This window comes from Caulobacter sp. Root655 (genome assembly GCF_001427665.1).
In the GTDB taxonomy this organism is placed as follows: Bacteria; Pseudomonadota; Alphaproteobacteria; order Caulobacterales; family Caulobacteraceae; genus Caulobacter.
In genome coordinates this window covers 107071-131198 of sequence record NZ_LMHC01000025.1, presented here as the reverse complement: position 1 = coordinate 131198, position 24128 = coordinate 107071, and the positions used below count along the sequence as shown (strand labels likewise).

Below are 24128 nucleotides of genomic sequence, written 5' to 3'. Positions count from 1 at the left end.
CGGGACGCCTTACAGCCCCAACTTCGACTTCAACAACGCGTTCACCGTGGCCGGATTGGCCTTGCCGCCGGTCTCCTTCATCACCTGGCCGACGAACCAGCCGATGGCCTGGGGCTTTTCCTTCACCGCCGCGGCCTTGTCCGGGTTGGCCGCGATCAGGGCGTCGATCGCCGCCTCGATGGCCCCGGTGTCGTTGATCTGCACCAGGCCGCGCGCCTTGACGATCGCCGAGGGACGCCCCTCGCCGGCCCACATGTGCTCGAAGACCTCCTTGGCGATCTTGGAGCTGATGGTGCCGTTCTCGATCAGTTCGACCAGCTGGGCGATGTCCGACGACGGCAGCGGCGAGTCGGCGATCTCGTGGCCGTCGGCCGACAGCCGGGCCAGCAGCTCGTTGGTCACCCAGTTGGCCACCAGCTTGGCGTCGCGGCCTTTCGCGGCGGCCTCGAAATAGTCGGCGCGGTCGCTCTCGATGATCAGCACGCCGGCGTCGTAGGCCGACAGGCCGTACTGGCTCTGCAAACGCTGCTTCTTGGCGTCCGGCAGTTCCGGCAGGGTCTCTTCGATCGCCTTGACCCAGGCCGGGTCAAGGATCAGCGGCAGCAGGTCCGGATCGGGGAAGTAGCGGTAGTCGTGCGCCTCTTCCTTCGAACGCATCGAGCGGGTTTCGAGCTTGCCGGGATCGAACAGGCGGGTCTCCTGGTCGATCTTGCCGCCGTCCTCGAGAATCTCGATCTGGCGACGGGCCTCGTACTCGATGGCCTGCTGGATGTAGCGGTAGGAGTTGACGTTCTTGATCTCGCAGCGCGTGCCCAGGTGCTTGAAGCTGCCGGTCTCGCGGAACTTCTCGTAGTCGCCGGGACGGCAGACCGACACGTTGACGTCGGCGCGCAGGTTGCCCTTCTCCATGTCGCCGTCGCAGGTGCCCAGGTAGACGAGGATCGTACGGATCTTCTTCACATAGGCGGCCGCCTCTTCCGAGGTGCGCATGTGCGGCTTGGAGACGATCTCCATCAGCGCCGTGCCCGCGCGGTTCAGGTCGACATAGGTGGCGTTGGGGTCCTGGTCGTGCAGCGACTTGCCGGCGTCCTGTTCCAGGTGCAGCCGCTCGATGCCGACGTCGAAGGTGGTGCCGTCGTCGCGTTCGACGGTGACGACGCCCTCGCCGACGATCGGCTGGTCGAACTGGCTGATCTGATAGCCCTGCGGCAGGTCGGGATAGAAGTAGTTCTTGCGGTCGAACCGGCTCTTCAGGTTGATCTGGGCCTTCAGGCCCAGGCCGGTCTTGACCGCCTGCTCGACGCAGAAGCCGTTCAGCACCGGCAGCATGCCGGGCATGGCCGCGTCCACCAGGCTGACCTGCTGGTTCGGGCCCGCGCCGAACCCGACGGCGGCGCCGGAAAACAGCTTGGACTTGCTGGCGACCTGGGCATGGATCTCGAGGCCGAGCACGATTTCCCAGGGGCCGGTGCGGCCTTGGATCTGTTTGGAAGAGGCGGTTTCGGTCATGTCTCAATTCCTGGCCGCGCGGACGGCCGACTAGGTCAGATCCCGTCCCTCCCCTTTATGGGGAGGGTGGCCCCGGAGGGGTCGGGTGGGGCTCGCGGCGTCGAGAGAACGGCAAATCACGTCTACCACCGCGCCGACATCCTCATGCACCCTGTGGGTCGAGAAGCGCAAGGTTTGGAAGCCTGAACGAAGCAAAACTTGGTCGCGGCGAGCATGGTGACCGACCTGCTCGGGCTCGGCGTGATGAGGACCATCGACTTCAACCACGAGCCGACGAGCAAGACAGACAAAGTCGGGAAAATAGCCCAACAGAGGCGCTTGTCGCCGGAAGTGGAAGCCCCTCCGCTCTAAGCGCGCGCAGCCTCACCCATAGGCGAACCTCCTGCACCGACATGGTCTTCCGCAAGTCCCTCGCCCGTTTGATGCTCATGGCGTGATCCCCCACCCGTCCGCTTCGCGGCCACCCTCCCCGCAAGGGGGAGGGACAGTGAAAACTCAAGCGTCACTGAAACGAAGATTTTCGCCAATCTAAAAAACGGCCAATTCTTGTCAGCACAGCGGCCATTTCACGCCGAGCGGAACCACCGTACTCGCCTCCCGTTTGACTCCCCGAATGAGAATAACGCTCAGGAGGAAATCATGGCTGTTCTGAACCTCAATTCCAACGAGCCGTTCATCGCCCCCAGTAATTCGGACGACGGCTCGGCATTGTTTCCCGCTTCGCCGGTCTATGCTCGCACGGCGACCCACAAGACTTCGAGAAAGCACAACCTGCCGCTGCTGATTGGCGCGCCCGTCGCCCTGGTCGCGGTCGGCGCCCTGGCCTGGGGCCTGATGGCCCAGCGGGCCGAGACTCCGACTACCGGCGCGGTCCCGCCGGCCCAGGTGGCCGAGGTGACGCCGCTGCCGGAAACCGCCCTGCCGGCCCCCATGCCGCAACCGGTTCCCGCCGCCGCCACGCCGGTCCCGGCGCCCGCGCCCGTCCGGGTCGCCCGCGCCGAGACCACGCCGCGCGCGGCTCCGACCCGCCGCGCCGCCCCGGCGCGCCGCGCGGCCCCGGAAAGCGCGCCCGACGCCAGTTCGGCCTCGTCGAACGCCAGCGCCAGCGTCCCGGCGCCCGTCGCGCCGCCGCCCGCGCCGCCGGTGGTGGTGGCCGCCCCGGTCGCTCCGGCCCCGGCCCCGGCCCCGGCGCCCGCCCCGGTGATCCCGGTCACGCCCACGCCCGAGACGCCGATGTAAGCGTAGCGGTGGCGTAAAAAAGGAAAGGGCGGCTCCTCGCGGGGCCGCCCTTTTTTCACAATCAATCCGCGGGATGAGCGGAGTTCAGTATCACCACCACTTGGTGGCCTTGGCCTTGAAGCCGGCCGCCTTCTCCAGCGCTCCGGCCACCGAGAACACCGTGCCCTCGTCCAGCGGCTTGCCGATGATCTGCAGGCCCAGCGGCAGGCCGTTGGCGTCCAGGCCGGCCGGCAGGCTCAGGCCGGGCAGACCCGCCAGGTTGGTGGTCACCGTGAACACGTCGTTCAGGTACATGGCGATCGGGTCGTTGCTGTTCTCGCCCAGGCCGAAGGCGGCCGAGGGCGCCGTCGGGGTCAGCAGGGCGTCGCACTTTTCCCAGGCCCTGTCGAAGTCCTCGGCGATGCGGCGGCGCACCTTCAGGGCCTTGAGGTAGTAGGCGTCGTAATAGCCGGCCGACAGCACATAGGTGCCGATCAGGATGCGGCGCTTGACCTCGTCGCCGAAGCCGGCGGCGCGGGTGTTCTCATAGACCTCGGTGAGGTTGGCGCCCTCGGCCCGCAGGCCGTAGCGCATGCCGTCGTAGCGGGCCAGGTTCGAGGACGCCTCGGCCGGGGCGACGATGTAATAGGCCGGCAGGGCGTACTTGGTGTGCGGCAGCGACACCTCGACGATCTCGCAGCCGGCCTCCTTCAGCCAGGCGATCCCGTCGGCCCACAGCTTCTCGATCTCGGCCGGCATGTTGTCGACGCGGTATTCCTTGGGAATGCCGATCCGCAGGCCCTTGACGGACTTGCCGACGAAGGCGGCGAAGTCGGGAACCGGCACGTCCAGGCTGGTGGAGTCCTTGGGGTCGTGGCCGCACATCGAGGTCAGCAGCAGGGCCGCGTCCTCGACGGTCTTGGCGATCGGCCCGGCCTGGTCCAGCGAACTGGCGAAGGCCACCACGCCCCAGCGCGAGCAGCGGCCGTAGGTCGGCTTGATGCCGACCGTGCCGGTGAAGGCGGCCGGCTGGCGGATCGAGCCGCCGGTGTCGGTGGCGGTGGCGCCCAGGCACAGGTCGGCGGCCACGGCGGTGGCGCTGCCGCCCGACGAACCGCCCGGGGTCAGGGCCTGGTTGGAGCCGCCCTTGCGCCAGGGATTGATCACCGGGCCATAGGCGCTGGTCTCGTTGGACGAGCCCATGGCGAACTCGTCCAGGTTCAGCTTGCCCAGCATCACCGCCCCGTCGCGCCACAGCTGGCTGGTGACGGTGGATTCGTATTGCGGCACGAACGGCTCGAGGATCTTCGAGGCGGCCGTGGTCCGCACGCCGTGGGTGCAGAACAGGTCCTTGATCCCCAGCGGCGCGCCGTCCAGCGGGCCGGCCGCGCCCAGGGCCCGGCGGGCGTCCGAGGCCGCGGCCATGGCCAGGGCCTGGTCGGGGGTCTCCAGCAGGAAGGCGTTCAGCGGCCGCGCGGCCTCGACGGCCTCGATGTGGGCGCGGGTCAGCTCGACCGAGGTGAAGTCGCCGGCCTCCAGGCCGTCCAGGGCGGCCTTCAGCGTGAGGGAGGTCAGGGCGTTCATTATTCAACCACCTTGGGCACGACGAAGAAGCCGCCGGTCGACTTGGGGGCGTTGAGGGTGATGGCCACGGCGTCGCCGCCCATGGTCACCACGTCCTCGCGCAGCGGGGCGCCGGCCCCGACGACGCTGGTCATCGGCTCGACGCCGTCGGTGTCGACCTCGGCCAGCTGCTCGATCCACGTCATGATGCCGTTGAGCTCCTGGGCCAGGGCCTCGATGCGCTCTTCGGGTTCAGCGATACGCGCGAGCCGCGCGACCTTCCGCACGGTGGCGGCGTCAATGGCCATGGGGGCCTCCTGAAATTCGAGCGTGTGGGTTAGCCGTGCGAGGGGCGCTTTGACAAGCGCTTCCCTTGTTAGGAGAGCGCTTGGGCGTGTTATGAGGGGCAATGCCCGTTCTAGACATCGCCGAATTCGCCGCCGCCATCCCCGACTACCTGCCGGTCGTCGGCCTTGACCCGGGCGAGAAAACCATCGGGGTGGCCGTTTCGGACGTCACCCTGACGGTCGCCAGCCCGCTGGCCCTGATCAAGAAGACCAAGTTCAGCGAGGACGCCGAGGTGCTGTTCCAGCTGATGGGCAGCCGCAAGGCGGCCGGGATCGTCATCGGCCTGCCGATGAACATGGACGGCACCGAGGGCGTGCGCTGCCAGTCCAACCGGGCGCTCGGCCGCAACCTGCTGCGCCTGCAGCCGCACCTGCCGATCACCTTCTGGGACGAGCGCCTGTCGACGGCGGCGGTGACCCGGGTGCTGATCGACGAACACGACGTCAACCGCAAGCGCCGCGCCGAGGTCGTCGACAAGATGGCCGCCGCCTGGATCCTGCAAGGCGCGCTGGAGCGCATGCGGGGCATCGCGGAAGCGGCGGGCAAGGGGTTTTAGGCAAGCCTCCCCCTGTGGTGTCGGCGAAGCCGACGGTGGGGGGAATGATCGGCAGACGGCCGGCCCCTGGATCGACAATCCCAAACTCCCCCCACCGGTCGCTACGCGACCGCCTCCCCCACAGGGGGAGGTTCTTGTGAGCGCCGCCCTTCCACCGACGACCAAAGCCGCCTATGACCACGTTTCATGACGGCCAAAGCCCCCCCAGCCCATCATGACCCCGCTGAAGCGATCGATCCGATCCTCAAGCGCATGTTTTCCTTCCCCCGGCGCCACTTCCTGTCGGCCGCCGACCTGAACGCCCCGCAGGCCACTGACCTGCTGGACCTGGCCGACGCCTTCGTCGCCTTCAACCGCCAGACGTCCAAGTCCCTCGACATCCTCAAGGGCCGGACGCTGATGAACCTGTTCTTCGAGAACAGCACCCGCACCCAGTCGTCGTTCGAGATCGCCGGCAAGCGGCTGGGCGCCGACGTCGTCAATATGAGCCCGCGCACCTCGTCGATCACCAAGGGCGAGACCCTGATCGACACCGCCGTCACCCTCAACGCCATGCGCCCCGACCTGCTGGTGGTGCGCCACGCCTCGTCGGGCGCGGCCAGCCTGCTGAGCCAGAAGGTCAGCGGCAGCGTCATCAACGCCGGCGACGGCCAGCATGAGCATCCGACCCAGGCGGTGCTGGACGCCCTGTCGATCCGCCGCGCCTTCGGCCGAGTCTCGGGCCTGACCGTGGCGATCTGCGGCGACGTGCTGCACAGCCGGGTGGCGCGCTCGAACGTCAGCCTCCTCCACACCCTGGGCGCCAGCGTCCGCCTGGTCGGCCCGCCCACCCTGATGCCGGCCCAGGCCGAGCGCTGGGGCGTCACCGTCCACCACGACATGAAGGCCGGCATCGCCGGGGCCGACGTGGTGATGATGCTGCGCCTGCAGCTGGAGCGCATGCAGGGGGCCTTCGTGCCCTCGACCCGCGAATATTTCCGCTTCTACGGCCTGGACCGCGAGAAACTGGCCAAGGCCGCGCCCAAGGCCAAGGTCATGCACCCCGGCCCGATGAACCGGGGCGTCGAGATCGATTCCGATGTCGCCGACGATCCAGAGATCAGCCTGATCCAGGACCAGGTCGAGATGGGCGTCGCCGCCCGCATGGCCGTCCTGGCCTCGCTGGCGCATCGGCTCGAGGAGCACGGGCAGTGAGAGGCCCTGCGTCCTTCGAGGCTCGGCTGCGCCTCACACCTCAGGATGAGGAATTCAGCCGCAACAAAGTTCCTCATCCTGAGGCGCCTGCACAGCAGGCCTCGAAGGACGCACCGCGCACGATCGAGACCGCCGCATGAACACCCCCCAGCCCCTGGCCCTGATCAACGCCCGCCTGGTCGATCCCGAGAGCGGCTATGACGGCCCCGGCGGGGTGATCGTCTCCGAAGGCGTGATCTCCGACGTCGCCAAGGGTCGCGAGTTCGGCAAGCTGTCCAAGAACGTCCGGGTCGTCGACTGCGGCGGCGCCATGCTGGCCCCCGGGCTGATAGACCTGCGGGTCAAGACCGGCGAGCCCGGGGCCGAGACCAAGGAAACCCTGGCCAGCGCCGCCAAGGCCGCCGCGGCCGGGGGCGTCACCAGCTTCGTCGTCCAGCCCGACACCGACCCGGCGGTCGACGACCCCAGCGTCGTCGACTTCATCCTGCGTCGCTCGCGCGACATCGACGCCGCCCGCATCCTCTGCGCCGGGGCGGCGACCAAGGGCCTGCGCGGCGAGCAGATGGCCGAGATCGGCCTGATGCGCGAGGCCGGCTGCGTCTATGTCACCGACGCCGACCGGCCGATCGTCGACAGCAAGGTGATGCAGCGCATCCTGACCTATGCCCGCGGCTTCGACACCCTGCTGGCCCACCGACCGATGGACCCGTGGCTGGCCAAGGGTGGGGCGGCGACCGGCGGCGAGTTCGCCGGCCGCATGGGCCTGCCCTCGATCTCGCCGATGGCCGAGCGGATCATGCTGGAGCGTGACATCGCCCTGCTGGAAGCCACGGGCGGGAGGCTGCTGGTCGACCAGATCACCAGCGCCGGCGCCCTGGAGACCCTGGCCCGCGCCAAGTCCAAGGGACTGCGGATCCACGCCAGCGTGTCGATCAACCACCTGTCGTTCAACGAACTGGACATCGGCGACTACCGGACCTTCGCCAAGGTCACCCCGCCCCTGCGCGGCGAGGACGACCGCCAGGCGCTGATCGAGGCCCTGGCCGACGGCCTGATCGACATCGTCGTCAGCGCCCACGCCCCGGCCCCGGCCGAGGACAAGCGCCTGCCCTATGACGAGGCCGCGCCCGGCGCCGTGGGTCTGGAGACCCTGCTGCCGGCCCTGCTGAGCCTCTATCACGACGAGCGCGTGCCGCTGATCGACCTGATCCGCGCCGTCACCCTGGCCCCCGCCGCCCTGATCGGCCTGCGGTCGGGCCGCATCGCCCCCGGCGCCCCGGCCGACCTGGTGCTGTGCGACCTCGACGCCCCGGTGATCATCAACGCCGACAAGCTGTTGTCGAAGTCCAAGAACTCGCCGTTCGACGGGCGCCGGCTGCAAGGCCACGTGCTGATGACGATCGTCGACGGGCGGGTGGTGCACCGGGCGGAGGGCTAGTGGAGGCCGTGGCCGCCCGCCCGCCGCGCTTCGAATGGCGCACGGTGTGGCTTTACTTCGCCGTCTATCCCCTAGCCAGCACCGCCGGACTGGCCGTCTTTTTCGTATGGTCCGAGGCAATGAACGACGGGCCCAGTTTGGGCCTGGGATTCAGCCTCTTCATGACCGTGATCACGGGCGTCATGAGCAGTCTCGTCCCGGCGTTCGTCGCGGGTCTTCTCGCCGCTGCGTTTCACCGGCCCGGCGAGCCGCCTTGGCGATCGATGATCATCGGCGTCGGCGCGGGCGTCCTGGCCGCGGAGTTCTTTCCGTTGCTGGCGATGGCCACCATGGGCGCGGAGCGTGTCGATGCGATGATGGACTCGGAGAACGGATCCCGGGGCCTCCTGATATGGTCCCTCTGCGCCGGCGCGTTCGCGGGCCTGTGTTCCGGCCTCGCTCAAGCACGGCGCGTCAAACCCAAGGCGGCCTGACGCCCAGCCCATTCCGCCGAACTTGGGGAAAACGGTGGAGTCCCCGCCCCGAGCGCCGCCATAGAAGCCGAAACAGGCGTTTTCGAACCGGACGGTGACAGGCGCATGCGCCTGTCCCCGTCCTTGCTCCGGCCAGGAGCGCGCAAGTCGCCGAAAAGCCGTCGCCTACGCCGGAAAAAGAGTGCGTGTCCCTCTTTCACCGAGCTTGTCCGGCCCGCCGCGGTCCTCGTTTCGCCCCCCCATGAAAGTGCGATCATAATTTAATCTCCGGGGAGACCTTGCCCCGCGACTATCCAGCTCCCATTATAGTATGATCGTAATTCAAAGTTTCAGGAGCTCGTGATGACAGCTACTTCGCAAGTCGCGCTCGTAACGGGCGCCTCCTCAGGCATCGGCAAGGCCACGGCGATCGCCTTGGCCGCCGCGGGTTTCCAGGTGATCGGAACCGGCCGCAACACCGCGCAACTCACCGCGCCCGCCGGGGTGACCTATCTCGACCTCGACGTGACCAGCGATGAATCCGTCGCCTCGGCGGTCAAGCAGGTGATCGACCGGTTCGGGCGCATCGACCTCCTGGTCAACAACGCCGGCGTTGGCACGACCGGCGCGGCCGAAGAGTTCTCGATCGCCCAGACGCACGACATCTTCGACATCAACGTCTACGGCGTCATGCGGACGACCAAGGCGGTCCTGCCGCACATGCGCGCCCAAGGCCGCGGACGCATCATCAATGTCTCGTCCCTCAGCGGATTCGTCCCCAGCCCGTTCATGGCCCTCTACGTCTCGACCAAGCACGCGGTCGAGGGCTACTCCCAATCGCTGGACCACGAGGTTCGCGACCAAGGCGTCCGGGTCCTGCTCGTCGAGCCCGGCCCGATCAACACGCCGTTCGCGGGCCACAGCGTGGTGGCCGATAGCCCCATGCCGCTCTACGCGGCGGGACGGCGCAATTACGACGAGTTGCTGGAGAAGAACCTCAGCAGCGGCGACGACCCCGCCGTCGTCGCCAAGGTGATCGTCGCGGCGGCCATCGACCGGAACCCGAAACTCCGGCGCACCGCCGGTACGACCGCCCGGACCATCAACGCGGTGCACCGGGTCGCCCCGGCCCGGATCTTCGACCGCGTCATCCGCAAATTCAACCGGATGCCGAGCTGATGGTGCGTTACACGAACGAACACAAGCAGGAGACAAGGCGGCGGATCATCGCGACGGCCGGTCGGCGGCTCAAGCGGGATGGCATCGACGGTTCCGGAGTCGCAACGCTCATGAAGGACGCCGACCTGACCAACGGCGCTTTCTACGCCCACTTCGAATCCAAGGACAGCCTCGTCGCGGAGGCTGTCACCGACCAACTGCACGCACTGCACGCGAGCATCGTCGAGCTGACGGAGCCCGGCCCGGCCGGTCTCGAACAGATCATACGCTGGTACCTGTCGGCCGATCACCGGGACAATCCCGGGGACGGCTGCCCCAACGCCGCCCTGCTCGACGAGATCGGGCGCTGCGCGGACTCGATCAGGCAGGCCTACACCGACGGCGTGCTGGTCGTCATCGACGGCCTCGCCGCCCGCATGGCGCCCGAAGATCCGCTCTCGGCCCGCGTGAAGGCGCTCAGCCTCCTGGGCCTGATGGCCGGGACACTACAGCTCTGCCGCGCCCTGACCGACCGGCAGCTCTCCGATGACCTCCTTGAGCAGGGCCTCCGTAACGCCCTGGCCCTGGTGGACGCCGAGCTCCGACCCTGACTCTCATTTCCGCGACAAGCCCCGGCGCACCCGGCGCGTCGCGCCCCATCGGACAGGAAGACACGATGACCGCGCACCCCTTCAACCCACAACTGCGAGCCGCGCGGTTCCTTCCCCGCACGGTCATCACCGCTCGAACGCTTCCCGCGCTCCGTGTCCTCACCAAGCTCGCGGCGATCGCTCGGCGGCCGGACGCGCAGGTCGTCTCCGTGGACGCCAATGTGTCGGTGCATGTCTTTCGCCCGGCTTCGACCCGTCCTCGGTCTCCGGCGCTGCTGTGGATCCATGGCGGCGGCATGGTGCTCGGCGACGCGGCGCAGGACAGCGGCTTCTGCCGCGGCGTCGCCGACCAGCTCAACATCGTCGTCGTCTCGGTGGAATACAGGCTCGCGCCCGAGCACCCGTTCCCGGCCCCGCTGGAAGACTGCTACACCGCGCTGCAATGGCTGGCCCGCCAACCCGACATCGACCCCGCGCGCATCGCCATCGGCGGGGCCAGCGCCGGCGGCGGTCTGGCCGCCGCCTTGGCGCTGCTGACCAAGGAGCGCGGCGGGATTCGTCCGGTTCTGCAACTGCTGTCCTACCCGATGCTGGATGACCGGACCACGACCCGCACCGACATCGACCCGCGGTCGCTGCGCCTCTGGAGCCCGGCCAGCAACCGCTTCGGCTGGCGCGCCTACCTCGGCCCCGCCGTCGCGGACGGCGACGGGCCGCCGCTGGCCGCGCCGGCCCGCTACGCCGACCTCTCGGGCCTGCCGCCTGCATGGATCGGCGTCGGGACCAACGACCTGTTCCACGACGAGGACGTCGCCTATGCCCGGCGACTGCAGCAGGCCGGCGTCGCCACCACCCTGCACGTCGTGCCCGGCGCCTATCACAACTTCGACTCCATCGAAGCGAAGGCCGCCATCTCCCGGGCCTTCACCAAGGCCCAGACGACGGCGCTGGACGAGGCGCTCAACGGCGGCTGAAACGAGGGTCCCTCTTCCAGCCTCACCAGTAGACCTTGGCCGACAGCGAGCCGTTGACGCCCTCGCCGATGTTGCTGAGGCCCCAGTATTTCTTGTTGAAGACGTTGTTGACGTTGCCGGTGAAGGCCACGCGCTGGGCGCCGATCCGGGTCTCGTAGCGGAAGCCGAGGTTCACCAGGGTTCGGCTGGGAATGTACAGGGCGTTGGCGTCGTTGGTCGGCGCCCTGCCGTAGTAGCGGGCGTCGCCGTGCAGGCTCAGGCCCTCCACGGCCGCGACCGCGTATTCGGCGTTGGCCGTGACCTGCCAGCGCGCGGCCTCGGCCGGAATGTTGCCGCGAAGGCTCTCATTGCCCGCCGAGACATCGGTGATCGTCGGGTCCAGGTGGAGCGCGCCCAGGCCCAGCCGCAGATCCTCGGTCACGCGGTAGTCGCCGCTGACCTCAACGCCCTTGTAGAGCGTCAGGCCGTCCTGACTCAGGTAGCGCAGGCCGTCGACCAGGCTGTCGATCTGGTTGGCGCGCTCGACCCGGAAGGCCGCGGCCGTCAGGCCCAGGGAGCCGTGGTCGTACTTGAGGCCGACCTCCCGCTGCTTGCTGACGGTGGCGCCCAGCACTTCACCGGCGTTGGCGTACTGGCCGCCCACCCGCGTGCCGCCTTCCATGGATTCGACATAGCTGCCGTAGATCGAGACATAGGCGGCGGGCTTGTAGATCAGGGCGACGGTCGGGCTGGTCGCCGAGGTCTTGTAGCCGGAATCGACCGCCGGATCGCCGTCGAGGTCCCGCAGCGCGTACTGCGTGCGCCGCAGGCCCAGCACCGCCTGCCAGTGCTCCCCGAAATGCAGGGTGTCGCTGACGAACACCGCCTTCTGGCGCTCTTCAGACGGCAAGCCATCGGTGCTGAAATCGATGTCCGTGTTGGCCGTGAAGGTCTGCGGCCGATAGATGTTGCCGTTGAAATCGTTGGACCAGTAATAGCCGGCCCCGAAGTCGGCGGTGGAGATCATGTAGGACGCGCCCGCGACGATCTCGTGCCGGATCGGGCCGCTTCGCAGGTCGCCCTTCAGCATAGCCTGGGCGAAGTGGTTCTGGTCCAGCTCCGCGAAGGTGTAGACGTTGCCGTCATAGTCGCCCGCCGCGTTGAGCAGGTTGGCGAACATCTTGTTCGAGCGGTGCTTCTTGCGCGTGTAGCCGTAGGTGAAGTCGGCGCTCCAGGCGTCCGACAGCGTCCAGTCCAGCCCGGTGGCGAAGGCGACGGTGTCGGACTTGTAGAACGAATTGGCGACCCTGAAATTCTTGTAGTCATAGGTCGGGCGAGGCAGCGCGCTGTCGCGGTAGGCGCTCCAATAGATCTGGAGCGGCTCCTCCCGCAGGTTGCTGCGTTCGGCGGTGAGGGTCGAATACCAGTTGAGATTCGGACTGATCTCATAGTCCAGCGCCAGCGATCCGGTCAGGCGATCGACGCCGGCGCCGTTGTAGGCCGTGCCGTTCTCGCCGGCCAGGTTGAGCCGATAGCCCAGCTTGCCGTCCTGGCCGACGGGACCGCCGGCGTCCAGGTGGGCGAACAGGACGCTGTCGTTGCGGTAGCCGACCTCGGTGGTCAGCAGGGGCTCGGCGGTCGGCCGCTTGGTCCTATAGGCGATGACGCCGCCCGGGGCGCCGAACCCGTACATGAAGCCCGACAGGCCCTTCAGCGCCTGCACGCTCTCGATCGACTCCAGCGGGAAGTCGCCGCCCCAGTACAGCAGCAGCGGCACGTCATCGATGTAGTAGTTGCGCACGCCCAGGCCCCGGATCCGCGTCCCCCACCAGTTGGTGGTCCCGGCGGCGGCGAACGAGAAGACCGCGGGATCCTGCACGAAGATCTGGGCGATGGTCGTCGCCTGGCGCTTCTCGATGTCCTCGCTGGTCACCACGGTGATGGAGTAGGGCGTATCGAGGAGCTTGCGGCCGCCCAACGCGCCGTTCTCGGCCGGCGCGTCCAGCCTCGCCTTGGTCCCGGTGACTGTCACCGCGCTGACGGAGGCGGTGTTCTCATCGGTCTCCGCCCCGACCAAGCCGGAAGAGATCGTTTCCGCGGCGGCGGGCGCCCACGCGCACCAGCCCGAACCCATCACGCCAAGAGCGCCAGCGCACAATGCGTTTCGAAGAGTCATCGTCTACCCACCCATGGTTTCAGCCTAGGGCGGCTCAGCTACCTTTATTGCGAATGATTGTCATTACTAATTGCGCGTCATTCGCCCCTAAGGTCGAAGGCCCGACACCGGACGCCGCGCAGGCCGGAATGGGGGACGCGAGCCGACCTCGCCCCACCCTGCGAGCGCCTGCCTGAGGAGGGGCCCGGTTCGGGAGCCAGGGAAAACGGTGGAGTCCCTACCGACGGCTCCGCTATAAAAGCCGAAACCGGCGTTTTCGCCCTTGCCACTGCCTAGCTACGCCCGGCACCCTCACCACATCCATAGGTCGTATTTACGTGCAAGATCTCGCCCAAGCCGCTTACCTCACCCTCGCGATCGCCATCGTCGGTGGCTACCTGCTGGGCTCGATCCCGTTCGGGCTGATCGCCACGCGGCTGGGCGGGGCGGGCGACATCCGGCAGATCGGTTCGGGCAATATCGGCGCGACCAACGTGCTGCGCTCGGGCCGCAAGGACCTGGCGGCCATCACCCTGCTGGGCGACGCCGGCAAGGGCGTGGTGGCCGTGCTGCTGGCCCGCTGGCTGACCCACGACAACGCCGCGATCGTCGCCCTGGCCGGCGGCGCGGCCTTCACCGGCCACCTGTTCCCGGTCTGGCTGAAGTTCAAGGGCGGCAAGGGCGTGGCCACCTTCTACGGCGTGCTGCTGGCCGCCTGCTGGCCGGTGGGCGTGCTGGCGGCGGTAACCTGGATCGCCGTGGCCGTCCTGTTCCGCATCAGTTCCCTGGCCGCCCTGGTCGCCGCCGCCTTCGCCGCGCCCTTCGCCCTGGCCACCGACCAGCCCTATCCGATGCTGGCCCTCAGCCTGTTCATGACCGTGCTGATCTTCATCCGCCACAAGGACAACATCAGCCGACTGCTGAAGGGCGACGAGCCCCGGATCGGCCAGAAGAAGACGGCGGAAGCGCCGCCTCCCCCAAACACCGTCGAGGGCGCGTGAGCCCGCGCCGCCTCTCGGACCAAGAGCGCCTGGCCTGGCTTCGGCTGGCGCGCACCGAGACGGTCGGCCCCGTCGCCTTCGACCATTTGCTGACCCGCTTCGGCTCGGCCGAGCGGGCCCTCGCCGCCCTGCCCGACCTGGCTCGCCGGGCCGGCCGCGCCACGCCCCTGCGCCCGCCGCCGCAGGACGAGATCCTTCGCGAACTGGAAACCGGCGCCAGGCTGGGCGCGCGGCTGATCTGCGCCGGCGAGCCGGACTTCCCCTCCCGCCTGGCCGCCCTCGACCCGCCGCCGCCGGTGCTGTGGGCCCTGGGCCACGCCGAACTGCTGCCCCAGCCCAGCCTGGCCATCGTCGGGGCCCGCATCGCCTCGGCCGGCGGCCAGCGCTTCGCTCGCCAACTGGCCGCCGAACTGGGCCAGCACGGCTATGTCGTGGTCTCCGGCCTGGCGCGCGGCGTCGACGGCGCGGCCCATGAGGGCGCCCTGTCGACCGGCACCGTGGCGGTGCTGGGCGGCGGAGTCAGCGACATCTACCCGCCCGAGCACGCCGGCCTGCACGCCCGCATCGCGGCCGAGGGCGGCTGCATCGTCAGCGAAAGCGCCTGCGACCGCCGGGCCATCGCCAAGGACTTCCCGCGCCGCAACCGCATCATCTCGGGCCTGTCGCTGGGGGTCATCGTCGTCGAGGCCGAGCTGAAGTCCGGCTCGCTGATCACCGCCCGCCTGGCCGCCGAGCAGGGCCGCGACGTCTTCGCCGTGCCCGGCTCGCCGCTCGACCCCCGCGCCAAGGGCCCCAACGACCTGATCCGCCAGGGCGCGATCCTCTGCGAGAGCGTCGAGGACGTGCTGCGCTCGCTGTCGGGCCAGGCCTCCTTGCGCGAACGCGAGCGCCCCTATGCGGCGCAGGACGACGGCGCCGACCTCGACCACGACGCCCTGCGCGAGGCGGTGGCCGCCCTGCTCTCCCCCACCCCCGTGTCCCGCGACGAACTGGTCCGCGCCACCCGCGCCCCGACCTCGGCGGTGATGGCGGCGCTGGTGGAGCTGGCCTTGGCCGAGCGGGCGGAGCTGCTGCCGGGCGGGATGGTGGCGGGCACTTGAAAACCTATCGTGATGGGTTATTCTGACGGTGGTCACCGTCCATCGCGCGTCCGGAATGCGCGTCGTCATCTACGTGGATGACCACGAGCCCGCGCATGTCCATGTGATCGGTGACGGTGAGACGAAAATCGAACTCTCGGGACCTGGCGATGCACCGAGGCTCGTTTGGAACAAGGGCATGAAACGTGCGGACGTTCGTCGAGCGCTGGCAATCGTGAGAGAACAGCGTGACGACCTGCTCGCATGGTGGAGCGAGATCCATGGCTGAGCTGACTGACGCGGAAATCGACGCCGCCACCGCGCTTGGCGAGCAACTTGCCCTGATTGAGCCGAGAGCCGCCTCCGCTCGATACGATCAAGCGACAGGTCGTATTGTCGTGGAGCTCACCAGCGGATCGGCCTTTGCCTTCCCAGCGCGCCTGGGCCAGGGTCTCGAGACCGCCACCGACGAACAGCTGGCCCAAGTGGAAGTCCTGGGCGCCGGCTACGGCCTCCACTGGGAAGCGTTGGACGTTGACCTGTCGATCCCGGGCTTGGCCGCCGGCATCTTCGGCACGAAGGCGCACATGGCTCGGATCGCCGGGCGAAGCTCGTCTCCCGCCAAGGCCGCCGCCGCGCGGGCGAACGGCGCCAAGGGCGGTCGCCCGCGCAAGGCAGGAGCCGCCTGACCGAACCCGCGGACAGGTTCTCGTGCCCAGAATTCCGTCAACCTTGACGGGAACCTAGATCGTCGACAGTGTTCGACTGATCTTCGGGCGGGACACTTCAATGAAACTCATCGGCCTTCTCGCGACCGCTACGCTAATCGCCCTCGCCGGCCCAGTTTCAACCCAAGCGGCGGAAGCCGCCCCCAACCAAGGTCTTGGTCCTGCATTCTACGCGACCACCAGTCAGATGGTCGCGGTCGAACCCGGCCGCCACCTCAATCTCGTCTGCCTGGGCCAGGGCGCCCCGACGGTGATCCTGGAATCCGGCATGGGCGACGACAGCCTGGCCTGGCGCAAGGTGCAGGCGCGTATCGCGACCTTCACGAGAACCTGCGCCTATGACCGCGCCGGCTACGGCCTCAGCGACGCGGCGCGACGGGCGTCGGACGCCGACAACACCGTGGCCGACCTGGCGCTGCTGCTCGACAAGGCGCCGATCGACGGCCCCGTCGTGCTGGTCGGCCATTCGCTGGGCGGGCTCTACGCCACCTATTTCACCAACCTGCATCCCGACCGCGTGGCGGGCCTGGTGCTGATGGATCCGGCCCAGCCGGGCGATGGCCGCGCCTATGGTTCGCTGTGGGACCGGGGCAGGACGGCCTTCGCGAAATCGCTCGCCGACAGCGAGCTCTGCCTGAAGGCCGCGCGGGAAGCCGATCTGACACCGGCCCACAATCCCGCCGACTGCCTGGAAGATCCGCCGGGCAAGGAGCCCGCCTTTCACGAAGAGATCAATCGGCGCTGGGGCAAGGCGAACTACATCGCGGCCAATATCTCGGAAATCCGCAGCATGTTGGCCGACGCCGATGGAGACAGCGTCGATTCCCGTCAGGCCGGGTCCAAGCAACGTGACTTCGGCGCCCTGCCCTTGATCGTGCTGGTGTCCTTTCCCGCGCCCCCTCCCGGCGAGCCCGAGGACTGGAAGAAAGGCACGGCGATCAAGCACGACCTGAACCGCAAGCTGGCGGCGCGTTCGACCACGGGTGAGTTCCGATTGGTCCCGGATTCCAGGCACTATATCCAGGACGACGCCCCCCAGGTCGTGGTCTACGCCGTCCGGTCGGTGGTCGATGCGGCCCGAAAATCTCCGCCAGCCCGATAGGCGCTCCGCAGCGATCCGGCGCCAAATAATCCTCTCTCTTATAGAGAGAGCCACGATCCAAATGCGGCGATCGCCACAGCCGCCGTTGACAGACCCCTGGCGCCGCCCCCACTTTCCGGCGCTTCGTCCAAGGTTCGCCCCCAAGGTGCGCTGGGGACAAGACCCCTTCTCCCCAGGTCCAGAGTCCTAATGATCGTCGTCGTCGTCGAGAGCCCGGCCAAGGCCAAGACCATCAACAAGTACCTGGGTTCCGGCTACACGGTTCTCGCCTCGTACGGCCACATCCGCGACCTGCCGTCCAAGGACGGCTCGGTGGAGCCCGACAACGACTTCGCGATGCACTGGGAGGCCGACGCCAAGGGCGCCAAGCGGATCGGCGACATCGTCGACGCCATGAAGGGCGCCGACGGCGTGATCCTGGCCACCGACCCCGACCGCGAAGGGGAAGCGATCAGCTGGCACGTGCTGGAAGTGCTGCAGAAGAAGAAGGCGATCAAGGACAAGTCCGTCCAGCGCGTCACCTTCAACGCCATCACCAAGACCTCGGTGCTGGAGGCCATGGCCCATCCGCGCGACATCGACATGGAGCTGGTCGAGGCCTATCTGGCCCGCCGCGCCCTGGACTACCTGGTCGGCTTCACCCTCTCGCCGGTGCTGTGGCGCAAGCTGCCCGGTTCGCGCTCGGCCGGCCGGGTGCAGTCGGTCTGCCTGCGGCTGATCGTCGACCGCGAGCTGGAGATCGAGCGCTTCAAGACCCAGGAATACTGGAGCGTCGAGGCCGACGTCACGGCCGGGGCCGAGCCGTTCGTCGCCCGGCTGGTCAAGCACGAGAACAAGAAGCTCACCAAGTTCGACCTCAACAACGAGGGCTCGGCCCTGGCCGCCAAGGCCGCGGTGGAGAAGGCGACCTTCAAGGTCGCCGCCGTCGAGAAGAAGCCGGGCAAGCGCTCGCCCGCCCCGCCCTTCACCACCTCGACCCTGCAGCAGGAAGCCTCGCGCAAGCTGGGCTTCTCGGCCCAGCGCACCATGCAGGCGGCCCAGAAGCTGTATGAAGGCATCGACATCGGCGGCGAGACCGTCGGCCTGATCACCTATATGCGGACCGACGGCGTGTCGGTGGAACCCGAGGGCATCGCCGAGGCGCGCAGCGTGATCGGCAACGTCTACGGCGCGCCCTACGTCCCCGAGACCCCGCGCTACTACAAGGCCAAGGCCAAGAACGCCCAGGAGGCTCACGAAGCCATCCGCCCGACCAGCCTGAACCGCAACCCGGCCTCGCTGCGGCTGGAGCCGGACCTGGCCCGCCTCTACGAACTGATCTGGAAGCGGATGATCGCCTCGCAGATGGAGAGCGCCCGCATCGAGCGCACCACCGTCGACCTGGAGAGCGCCGACGGCCAGACGGGGATGCGCGCCACCGGCCAGGTGGTGCTGTTCCCCGGCTACCTGGCCGTCTACGAGGAAGGCCGCGACGACGAGGGCGACGAAGATTCCGCCCGCCTGCCGATGATCGAGGAAGGCGCGACCGCCAAGGTGCTGGACGCCCGCGCCGACCAGCACTTCACCGAGCCGCCCCCGCGCTATTCGGAAGCCAGCCTGGTCAAGAAGATGGAAGAGCTGGGCATCGGCCGCCCCTCGACCTACGCCTCGGTGCTGACCGTGTTGCGCGACCGCGAATATGTCCGCATGGACAAGCAGCGCTTCATTCCCGAGGACAAGGGCCGCCTGGTCACCGCGTTCCTGGAGCAGTTCTTCCGCCGCTACGTGGAGTACGACTTCACCGCCGCGCTGGAGGAAAAGCTCGACCTGGTGTCAGACGGCAAGCTGGACTGGAAGGAATTCCTGCGGGACTTCTGGAAGGACTTCCACGCCGCCGTCGGCGAGATCGCCGAACTGCGCACCACCAACGTCCTGGACGCCCTCAACGAGTCGCTGGGCCCGCACATCTTTCCCGACAAGGGCGACGGGTCGGACCCGCGCCTGTGCCCGACCTGCGGCACAGGGATGCTGTCGCTGAAGGTGGGCAAGTTCGGGGCCTTCATCGGCTGTTCGAACTATCCCGAATGCCGGTTCACCCGCCAGCTGGCGACGTCCGAGGGCGACGGCGAGGCCGAAGCCGCCGACAAGGAGCTGGGGATCAACCCGGCGACCGGCCGCGCGGTGTGGCTGAAGAACGGCCGCTTCGGACCCTATGTCGAGGAACCAGCGGCGACCGACAGCGGCGACAAGCCCAAGCGCTCCAGCCTGCCCAAGGGCTGGACGCCGGCCGGGCTGGACCTGGAAAAGGCCCTGCGCCTGCTGTCCCTGCCCCGCGAGGTCGGCAAGCATCCGGACGACGGCAAGACCATCACCGCCGGCCTGGGCCGCTTCGGGCCGTTCGTGCTGCACGACGGCACCTACGCCAACCTGGAAAACCCCGAGGAGGTGTTCGACATCGGCCTGAACCGCGCCGTGGTGCTGCTGGCCGACAAGCGGGCCGGCGGCGGGCGTCCGCAGCGCGGCCAGGCTGCGGCGCTGGCCGAGCTGGGCAATCACCCGGAAGACGGCAAGCCGGTGCGCGTGCTGTCGGGGCGCTTCGGGCCCTACATCAAGCACGGCGACACCAACGCCAACGTCCCCAAGGGCGCCGATCCGGCCGCCCTGACCATGGACGAGGCCGTGGTGCTGCTGGCCGACCGCGTCGCCAAGGGCGGCGGCAAGAAGCCGGCGAAGAAGGCGGCGACCAAGAAGGCTCCAGCCAAGGCGAAGGCCGTCGCGGCGGATGGCGCGGCTCCTGCGAAGAAGACTGCGGCGAAGAAGCCGGCGGCCAAGAAACCGGCGGCGAAAAAGCCCGCCGCCAAGAAAGCCAAAGCCGAGGCGTGACGCGCCTCGGTCTCTTGGTCAGTGAAAGATTGGGGGTTAGGCTAGGCTCATGACGTCGCTCGAACGCCCCCTCCCTCTGCCTGTCGTGGTCGTGATCCTGTCGGCGATCGCGGTCGGCGGCTTCGCGTTCGGGCTCAAGGGCGCGATGGACAAGGGCGACAAGAGCCAGGCCGTCTCCACCGCGCCCCTGGCCGAGGTGTCGGGCGTGCCGGTGCGCGAGGCCCAGCCCGTGGTGGCGATCGCCCCGCCGCCGCCGCCCGTGGAAGCGCCCAAGCCCAAGCCGGTCGAGGTGGTCGAGGCGCCCGACGAGGCCGCCCCGGTGATCGAGACGGCGCCGTCGCCTCCCCCGATCGCCGAGAAGAAGCCGGAGCCGCCGCCACAGTCCATCCCGCAGCGGATCGAGGATCTGTACTGAGGTCGAAGGGCGATAAGTTTCCCAATTCAAAGACTTGTCATCCCGGAAACGGCGAAGCCGTTATCCGGGACCGCCGGAAGCGCGGCGCTCAGGCGTCGGTCCCGGATCTTCGCTACGCTCGTCCGGGATGACAGGGATTTTAGGGCAGACCGTGCGCGCGAGCAGGCCCCGATCCCATTTCCCTTTCCCATCGCCCCCCGTCCCGCGTTAGACGAAGGACATGGCCAAACCGCGCTCGCCCAAATCATCCAAGTTCCCCGCCGCTTCCAAGGCGGTGAAGCCCCCCGCGGGTCTGCCCGACCGTGACACCCTGATCGCCTTCCTGCGCGACGCCGGCGAGGCGGCTAAGGCCGACATCGCCCGCCATTTCGGCCTCAAGGGCGCGGACCGCCGGGCCCTGCGCGAGATGCTGCGCGAACTTGAGGCCCAAGGCGCCCTGGGCAAACGCGGTCGTCGTGGCTTCGCCGAAGCCGGCGCCCTGCCCCCCGTCGGCGTGGCCGACGTGGTCGAAACCGACGCCGACGGCGACCTGTTCGTTCGCCTGACCAAGGGCGGCGAGGACCTGCCGCTGATCCGCCTGGCCCCCGGCAAGGGCGACGCCAACGCCGGCGGCGCGCCGGGCATGGGGGACCGCCTGCTGGTCCGTTTCGAGCAGCTGGAGAACGGCGACACCGAGGCCCGGCTGATCAAGCGCCTGGGCCAGAGCGCCCACAAGGTGCTGGGTGTCATCCGCAAGCACCGCCGCGAGACCCGCGTCGAGCCCGTCGACCGCAAGTCCAAGGAAAGCCTGCTGCTCAACGAGCAGGAGGCCAAGGACCTCAAGGACGGCGACCTGGTGCTGGCCCAGGTCGGCACGGCCTCGGGCCGCTACGGTCCCAAGTTCGGCAAGGTGCTGGAAGTGGTCGGCCGCGAAGACCACCCGCGCGCCGCCTCGCTGATCGCCATCTACAGCCACGGCATCCCCACCGGCTTCAGCGAAGAGGCCGAGGCCGAGGCCGCCGCCGCCAAGCCGCCGACGCTGGAAGGCCGCGACGACCTGCGCGACCTGCCGTTCGTGACCATTGATCCCGTGGACGCCCGCGACCACGACGACGCCGTCTACGCCCATCCCGACCCGGACGCCGGCAATGTGGGCGGCTGGATCGTCTGGGTGGCCATCGCCGACGTCGCCGCCTATGTGCGCCCCGGCACGACGCTGGACCGCGAAGCCCGCGAGAAGGGCAACAGCGTCTATTTCCCCGACCGGGTGGAGCCGATGCTGCCCGAAGTGCTGTCCAACGGCCTGTGCTCGCTGCGTGAAGGCGAGAACCGGGCGACCCTGGCCGTGCGGATGGTGTTCGACAACGCCGGCCGAAAGAAGAGCCACAGGTTCGTGCGCGGGCTGATGCGCAGCGCCGCCAAGCTGTCCTACGAGCAGGCCCAGGCCGCCATCGACGGCGTCGCCCCGCCGGAAGGCCAGGACGCCGACAAGGCCGGCCCGCTGCTGGACCCGATCCTGAAGCCCCTGTGGGCCGCCTTCCGCCTGATGGGCAAGGGCCGCGACATCCGCTCGCCCCTGGCCATCGAGAGCGACGAGCGCAAGATCATCATTACCCAGGACGGCGAGATCGCCTCGATCACCCGCCGCCCCAGCCTCGAGGCCCACAAGCTGATCGAGGAGATGATGATCCAGGCCAACGTCTCGGCCGCCGAGAGCCTGGAAGCCAAGCGCACGCCGCTGATCTACCGGGTTCACGACACGCCGAGCCAGGAAAAGGTCATGAGCCTGGTCGAGTTCCTGCAGACCCTGGAAGTGAAGTGGTCGAAGGGCGAGGCCCCGACCACCGCGCGCTTCAACAAGCTGCTGGACGACACCCGCGAGAGCCCGCACCAGGCGATCATCAACGAGGTGGTCCTGCGCACCCAGATGCAGGCCCACTATTCCAGCGACAACCTCGGGCACTTCGGCCTGAACCTGGCGCGCTACGCCCACTTCACCAGCCCGATCCGCCGCTATGCCGACCTGATCGTCCATAGGGCGCTGATCCGGGCCCTGAAACTGGGCGACGACGGCCTGACCGACCAGGACATCTCGCAGATCAAGGACACCGCCGAGGTCATCACCCACGCCGAGCGCCGGGCCATGGCCGCCGAGCGCGACGCCACCGACCGCTACATCGCCGCCTTCCTGGCCGACCGGGTGGGCGCGACCTTCACCGGCCGGATCACCGGCGTCACCCGCTTTGGCCTGTTCGTGAAGCTGGACGAGACGGGGGCCGACGGCCTGGTGCCGGTCTCGACCCTGGGCGAGGAATATTTCGTCCACGACGACCGCATGCACGCCCTGGTCGGCGAACGCACCGGCAAGCGCTGGCCGCTGGGCCTGGCGGTGGATATCCGCCTGCGCGAGGCCACGCCCGTGACCGGCGGCCTGCTGTTCGAGATGCTGAGCGAGCCGCTGCCGGCCGACCCGAAGGCGCCCCGGCCGAGGCTGGGGGCGCGGTCGAAGGCGGCGGTCAAGCCGCGCGGCGGGCTGCCCAAGGGCGTGCGGCGCGGGAAGCGGCGGTAGTTGTAGAACCCTCTCCCAGCGGGAGAGGGAGGGGCCCGGCCGCGAAGCGGTTGGGAGGGTGAGGGGTTACAGCCTCACCGATTTCACGCGAGCGCCCTGCCGGCACGCCGTCGGACTCAGAACCCCCTCACCCTCCCAAGCTTGGCTTGGGCCCCTCCCTCTCCCCATGGGAGAGGGTCCTCAGGGAAGGACCGCCCGGGCCGCCGCTTCCAGGCGGTCGGCCATCATCCGCTGATCGGCGATCGACGGGTGCCAGTCGCAGGCGCCCAGGTCCATGCCGGTGATCCGCACCGGGGTCGCCAGGCTAGGCGCTTCGGCGTCGACCGTCCGCGCCACGTCCTCGACGTCGGCCGCGAAGCTGTCGCCGGCGATCAGCAGGAAGCGCGCCTGTGGCTGGCGGCGGGCCAGGTCGCGAATGAAGGCGGCATAGGTCTGGCGATAGGCGGCGTGCAGAGCGGCGTCATCGGTCCAGGCCTCGCCCGGCTGGAGGGGCGTCGAGAAATCGTTCGTGCCCAGGCCGATGACGATCAGGTCCGGCCGCCAGGGCTCGGCCGGATCGACGCTCGGCGAGGCCTCGCCGGGGATCATGCGCGAATAGAGCGCCGGCAAGGACTGGCCCGGCGACGAGCCGCCATAGTTGCGCACCACGCCCCGCCCGGAAAAGGCGACGATCCGATAGTCCGCGTCGAGGCGGCGCGCCAGGGTCGGGCCGAAGGCCAGGCTGGTGTCGGTCAGGTCGTGGATCTCGGCCTGCGTGCAGTCGCGCTTCGTCGAGCGAACGCCATAACCCACGGTATGGGAATCGCCGATGAACTCGATCCTCCGGGCGCGGGCGGGCGGCGGCAGGGCCCGGCCCCCGGATCCCACGAAGAACCCGAGGAACCGCGCCGAGCCGGTCTGGCTCTCGGTCAGCTTGTCCAGGCGCACGACGTGTTCGCCCGGCCCCAGGCCGCCCAGCGTCAGGCGGGCCGAACCGGTGCTCAGCTCGGCGCGAACCCGCCCATCGACGCTGACCGCCAGGTGCTCGGCGCCCGCATCGACCGCCACCTCGACCGAAGGCCCGGTGAAGCGACCTTCGAAATAGACGCCCGGCCAGCCGAACGCCGCCGCGCCGCCGGGCTGGGCCACCGCCCGACCGCCGATATTGGGCGTCAGGGCGGTCTCCGCCGCCGACGCCGGATGGGAAAGGGCCAGGACCGCGACCGCGGCGAAACTCAAGAACCGCAAGAAAATCTCCT

23 protein-coding genes are annotated in these 24128 nt (G+C 68.8%); 17 read left to right on the top strand and 6 right to left on the bottom strand.

The features are described from left to right. Positions 1-9 precede the first annotated feature (9 nt). Together gatB and ASD79_RS23550 are read right to left on the bottom strand one after the other, a co-directional pair. Positions 10-1509, bottom strand: coding sequence for an Asp-tRNA(Asn)/Glu-tRNA(Gln) amidotransferase subunit GatB (gene gatB, locus ASD79_RS20365; protein WP_056725032.1), 1500 nt, complete (start codon positions 1507-1509; stop codon positions 10-12). Positions 1510-1539: 30 nt separating this feature from the next. Further along, complete coding sequence (locus ASD79_RS23550) at positions 1540-1818, bottom strand: endonuclease domain-containing protein (RefSeq protein WP_235524543.1); 279 nt, start codon at positions 1816-1818, stop codon at positions 1540-1542. A gap of 330 nt (positions 1819-2148) precedes the next feature. On the opposite strand from ASD79_RS23550, the gene ASD79_RS20360 reads away from it, so the two are divergent. Continuing rightward, on the top strand, positions 2149-2748 hold the full coding sequence (locus ASD79_RS20360) for a hypothetical protein (protein WP_056725030.1): 600 nt from the start codon (positions 2149-2151) through the stop codon (positions 2746-2748). 90 nt (positions 2749-2838) lie between these two features. Here the strand turns inward: ASD79_RS20360 and gatA are convergent, their stop codons facing one another. Both gatA and gatC read right to left on the bottom strand, forming a co-directional pair. Further along, the gene (gene gatA / locus ASD79_RS20355) at positions 2839-4311 is read right to left on the bottom strand and encodes an Asp-tRNA(Asn)/Glu-tRNA(Gln) amidotransferase subunit GatA (RefSeq protein ID WP_056725028.1); all 1473 of its coding nucleotides are present in this window, start codon (positions 4309-4311) and stop codon (positions 2839-2841) included. Next, positions 4311-4598, bottom strand: coding sequence for an Asp-tRNA(Asn)/Glu-tRNA(Gln) amidotransferase subunit GatC (gene gatC / locus ASD79_RS20350; RefSeq protein ID WP_056725026.1), 288 nt, complete (start codon positions 4596-4598; stop codon positions 4311-4313). The genes gatA and gatC overlap by 1 nt, the downstream gene beginning before the upstream one ends. A 101-nt stretch (positions 4599-4699) precedes the next feature. On the opposite strand from gatC, the gene ruvX reads away from it, so the two are divergent. From ruvX to ASD79_RS20315, 8 genes are all read left to right on the top strand, one after another. After that, on the top strand, positions 4700-5194 hold the full coding sequence (gene ruvX / locus ASD79_RS20345; protein WP_056725024.1) for a Holliday junction resolvase RuvX: 495 nt from the start codon (positions 4700-4702) through the stop codon (positions 5192-5194). A gap of 186 nt (positions 5195-5380) precedes the next feature. Then, positions 5381-6388, top strand: a complete 1008-nt coding sequence (locus ASD79_RS20340; RefSeq protein WP_056725022.1) for an aspartate carbamoyltransferase catalytic subunit — start codon at positions 5381-5383, stop codon at positions 6386-6388. Further along, the gene (locus tag ASD79_RS24120) at positions 6385-6528 is read left to right on the top strand and encodes a hypothetical protein (protein ID WP_156400602.1); all 144 of its coding nucleotides are present in this window, start codon (positions 6385-6387) and stop codon (positions 6526-6528) included. The genes ASD79_RS20340 and ASD79_RS24120 overlap by 4 nt, the downstream gene beginning before the upstream one ends. Then, positions 6525-7826 carry a dihydroorotase gene (gene pyrC, locus ASD79_RS20335; protein WP_056725020.1) on the top strand — a complete coding sequence of 434 codons (1302 nt, stop codon included), beginning with the start codon at positions 6525-6527 and terminating at the stop codon, positions 7824-7826. The genes ASD79_RS24120 and pyrC overlap by 4 nt, the downstream gene beginning before the upstream one ends. Positions 7827-7834: 8 nt before the next feature. Further along, positions 7835-8299, top strand: coding sequence for a hypothetical protein (locus ASD79_RS20330; RefSeq protein ID WP_156400601.1), 465 nt, complete (start codon positions 7835-7837; stop codon positions 8297-8299). Positions 8300-8641: 342 nt separating this feature from the next. After that, a complete protein-coding gene (locus ASD79_RS20325) occupies positions 8642-9457 on the top strand; it encodes an oxidoreductase (protein WP_082585049.1) in 816 nt (271 codons plus the stop codon). Then, positions 9457-10047, top strand: coding sequence for a TetR/AcrR family transcriptional regulator (locus tag ASD79_RS20320; RefSeq protein ID WP_056725015.1), 591 nt, complete (start codon positions 9457-9459; stop codon positions 10045-10047). The genes ASD79_RS20325 and ASD79_RS20320 overlap by 1 nt, the downstream gene beginning before the upstream one ends. Before the next feature lie 65 nt (positions 10048-10112). Then, positions 10113-11021, top strand: a complete 909-nt coding sequence (locus ASD79_RS20315) for an alpha/beta hydrolase (RefSeq protein WP_056725013.1) — start codon at positions 10113-10115, stop codon at positions 11019-11021. A 22-nt stretch (positions 11022-11043) separates the two neighbouring features. On the opposite strand, the gene ASD79_RS20310 is transcribed toward ASD79_RS20315, so the two are convergent. Further along, positions 11044-13077: a TonB-dependent siderophore receptor gene (locus ASD79_RS20310; RefSeq protein WP_200952336.1), complete on the bottom strand. Its 2034-nt coding sequence runs from the start codon at positions 13075-13077 to the stop codon at positions 11044-11046. Positions 13078-13493: 416 nt separating this feature from the next. Between ASD79_RS20310 and plsY the strand changes: the two genes are divergently transcribed. From plsY to rnr, 8 genes are all read left to right on the top strand, one after another. Continuing rightward, positions 13494-14156, top strand: coding sequence for a glycerol-3-phosphate 1-O-acyltransferase PlsY (gene plsY / locus ASD79_RS20305; RefSeq protein ID WP_056725009.1), 663 nt, complete (start codon positions 13494-13496; stop codon positions 14154-14156). After that, complete coding sequence (gene dprA, locus ASD79_RS20300; protein ID WP_056725007.1) at positions 14153-15256, top strand: DNA-processing protein DprA; 1104 nt, start codon at positions 14153-14155, stop codon at positions 15254-15256. The genes plsY and dprA overlap by 4 nt, the downstream gene beginning before the upstream one ends. Before the next feature lie 55 nt (positions 15257-15311). Then, positions 15312-15524 carry a DUF4160 domain-containing protein gene (locus ASD79_RS20295; protein WP_200952335.1) on the top strand — a complete coding sequence of 71 codons (213 nt, stop codon included), beginning with the start codon at positions 15312-15314 and terminating at the stop codon, positions 15522-15524. Beyond that, the gene (locus ASD79_RS20290; protein WP_056725003.1) at positions 15517-15924 is read left to right on the top strand and encodes a DUF2442 domain-containing protein; all 408 of its coding nucleotides are present in this window, start codon (positions 15517-15519) and stop codon (positions 15922-15924) included. The genes ASD79_RS20295 and ASD79_RS20290 overlap by 8 nt, the downstream gene beginning before the upstream one ends. A 226-nt stretch (positions 15925-16150) precedes the next feature. Next, positions 16151-17065 (top strand): alpha/beta hydrolase, encoded by a 915-nt coding sequence (locus tag ASD79_RS20285; protein WP_056725001.1) that lies wholly within the window; start codon positions 16151-16153, stop codon positions 17063-17065. Between the two features lie 189 nt (positions 17066-17254). Then, on the top strand, positions 17255-19927 hold the full coding sequence (gene topA / locus ASD79_RS20280; protein WP_056724999.1) for a type I DNA topoisomerase: 2673 nt from the start codon (positions 17255-17257) through the stop codon (positions 19925-19927). 49 nt (positions 19928-19976) lie between these two features. Next, positions 19977-20342: a hypothetical protein gene (locus tag ASD79_RS20275; protein ID WP_056724997.1), complete on the top strand. Its 366-nt coding sequence runs from the start codon at positions 19977-19979 to the stop codon at positions 20340-20342. Positions 20343-20562: 220 nt separating this feature from the next. Beyond that, positions 20563-22890: a ribonuclease R gene (gene rnr / locus ASD79_RS20270; RefSeq protein WP_056724995.1), complete on the top strand. Its 2328-nt coding sequence runs from the start codon at positions 20563-20565 to the stop codon at positions 22888-22890. 180 nt (positions 22891-23070) lie between these two features. Here rnr and ASD79_RS20265 read toward each other — a convergent pair whose 3' ends face one another. Continuing rightward, the gene (locus ASD79_RS20265) at positions 23071-24117 is read right to left on the bottom strand and encodes an SGNH/GDSL hydrolase family protein (protein ID WP_056724993.1); all 1047 of its coding nucleotides are present in this window, start codon (positions 24115-24117) and stop codon (positions 23071-23073) included. Between the last annotated feature and the right edge of the window lie 11 nt (positions 24118-24128).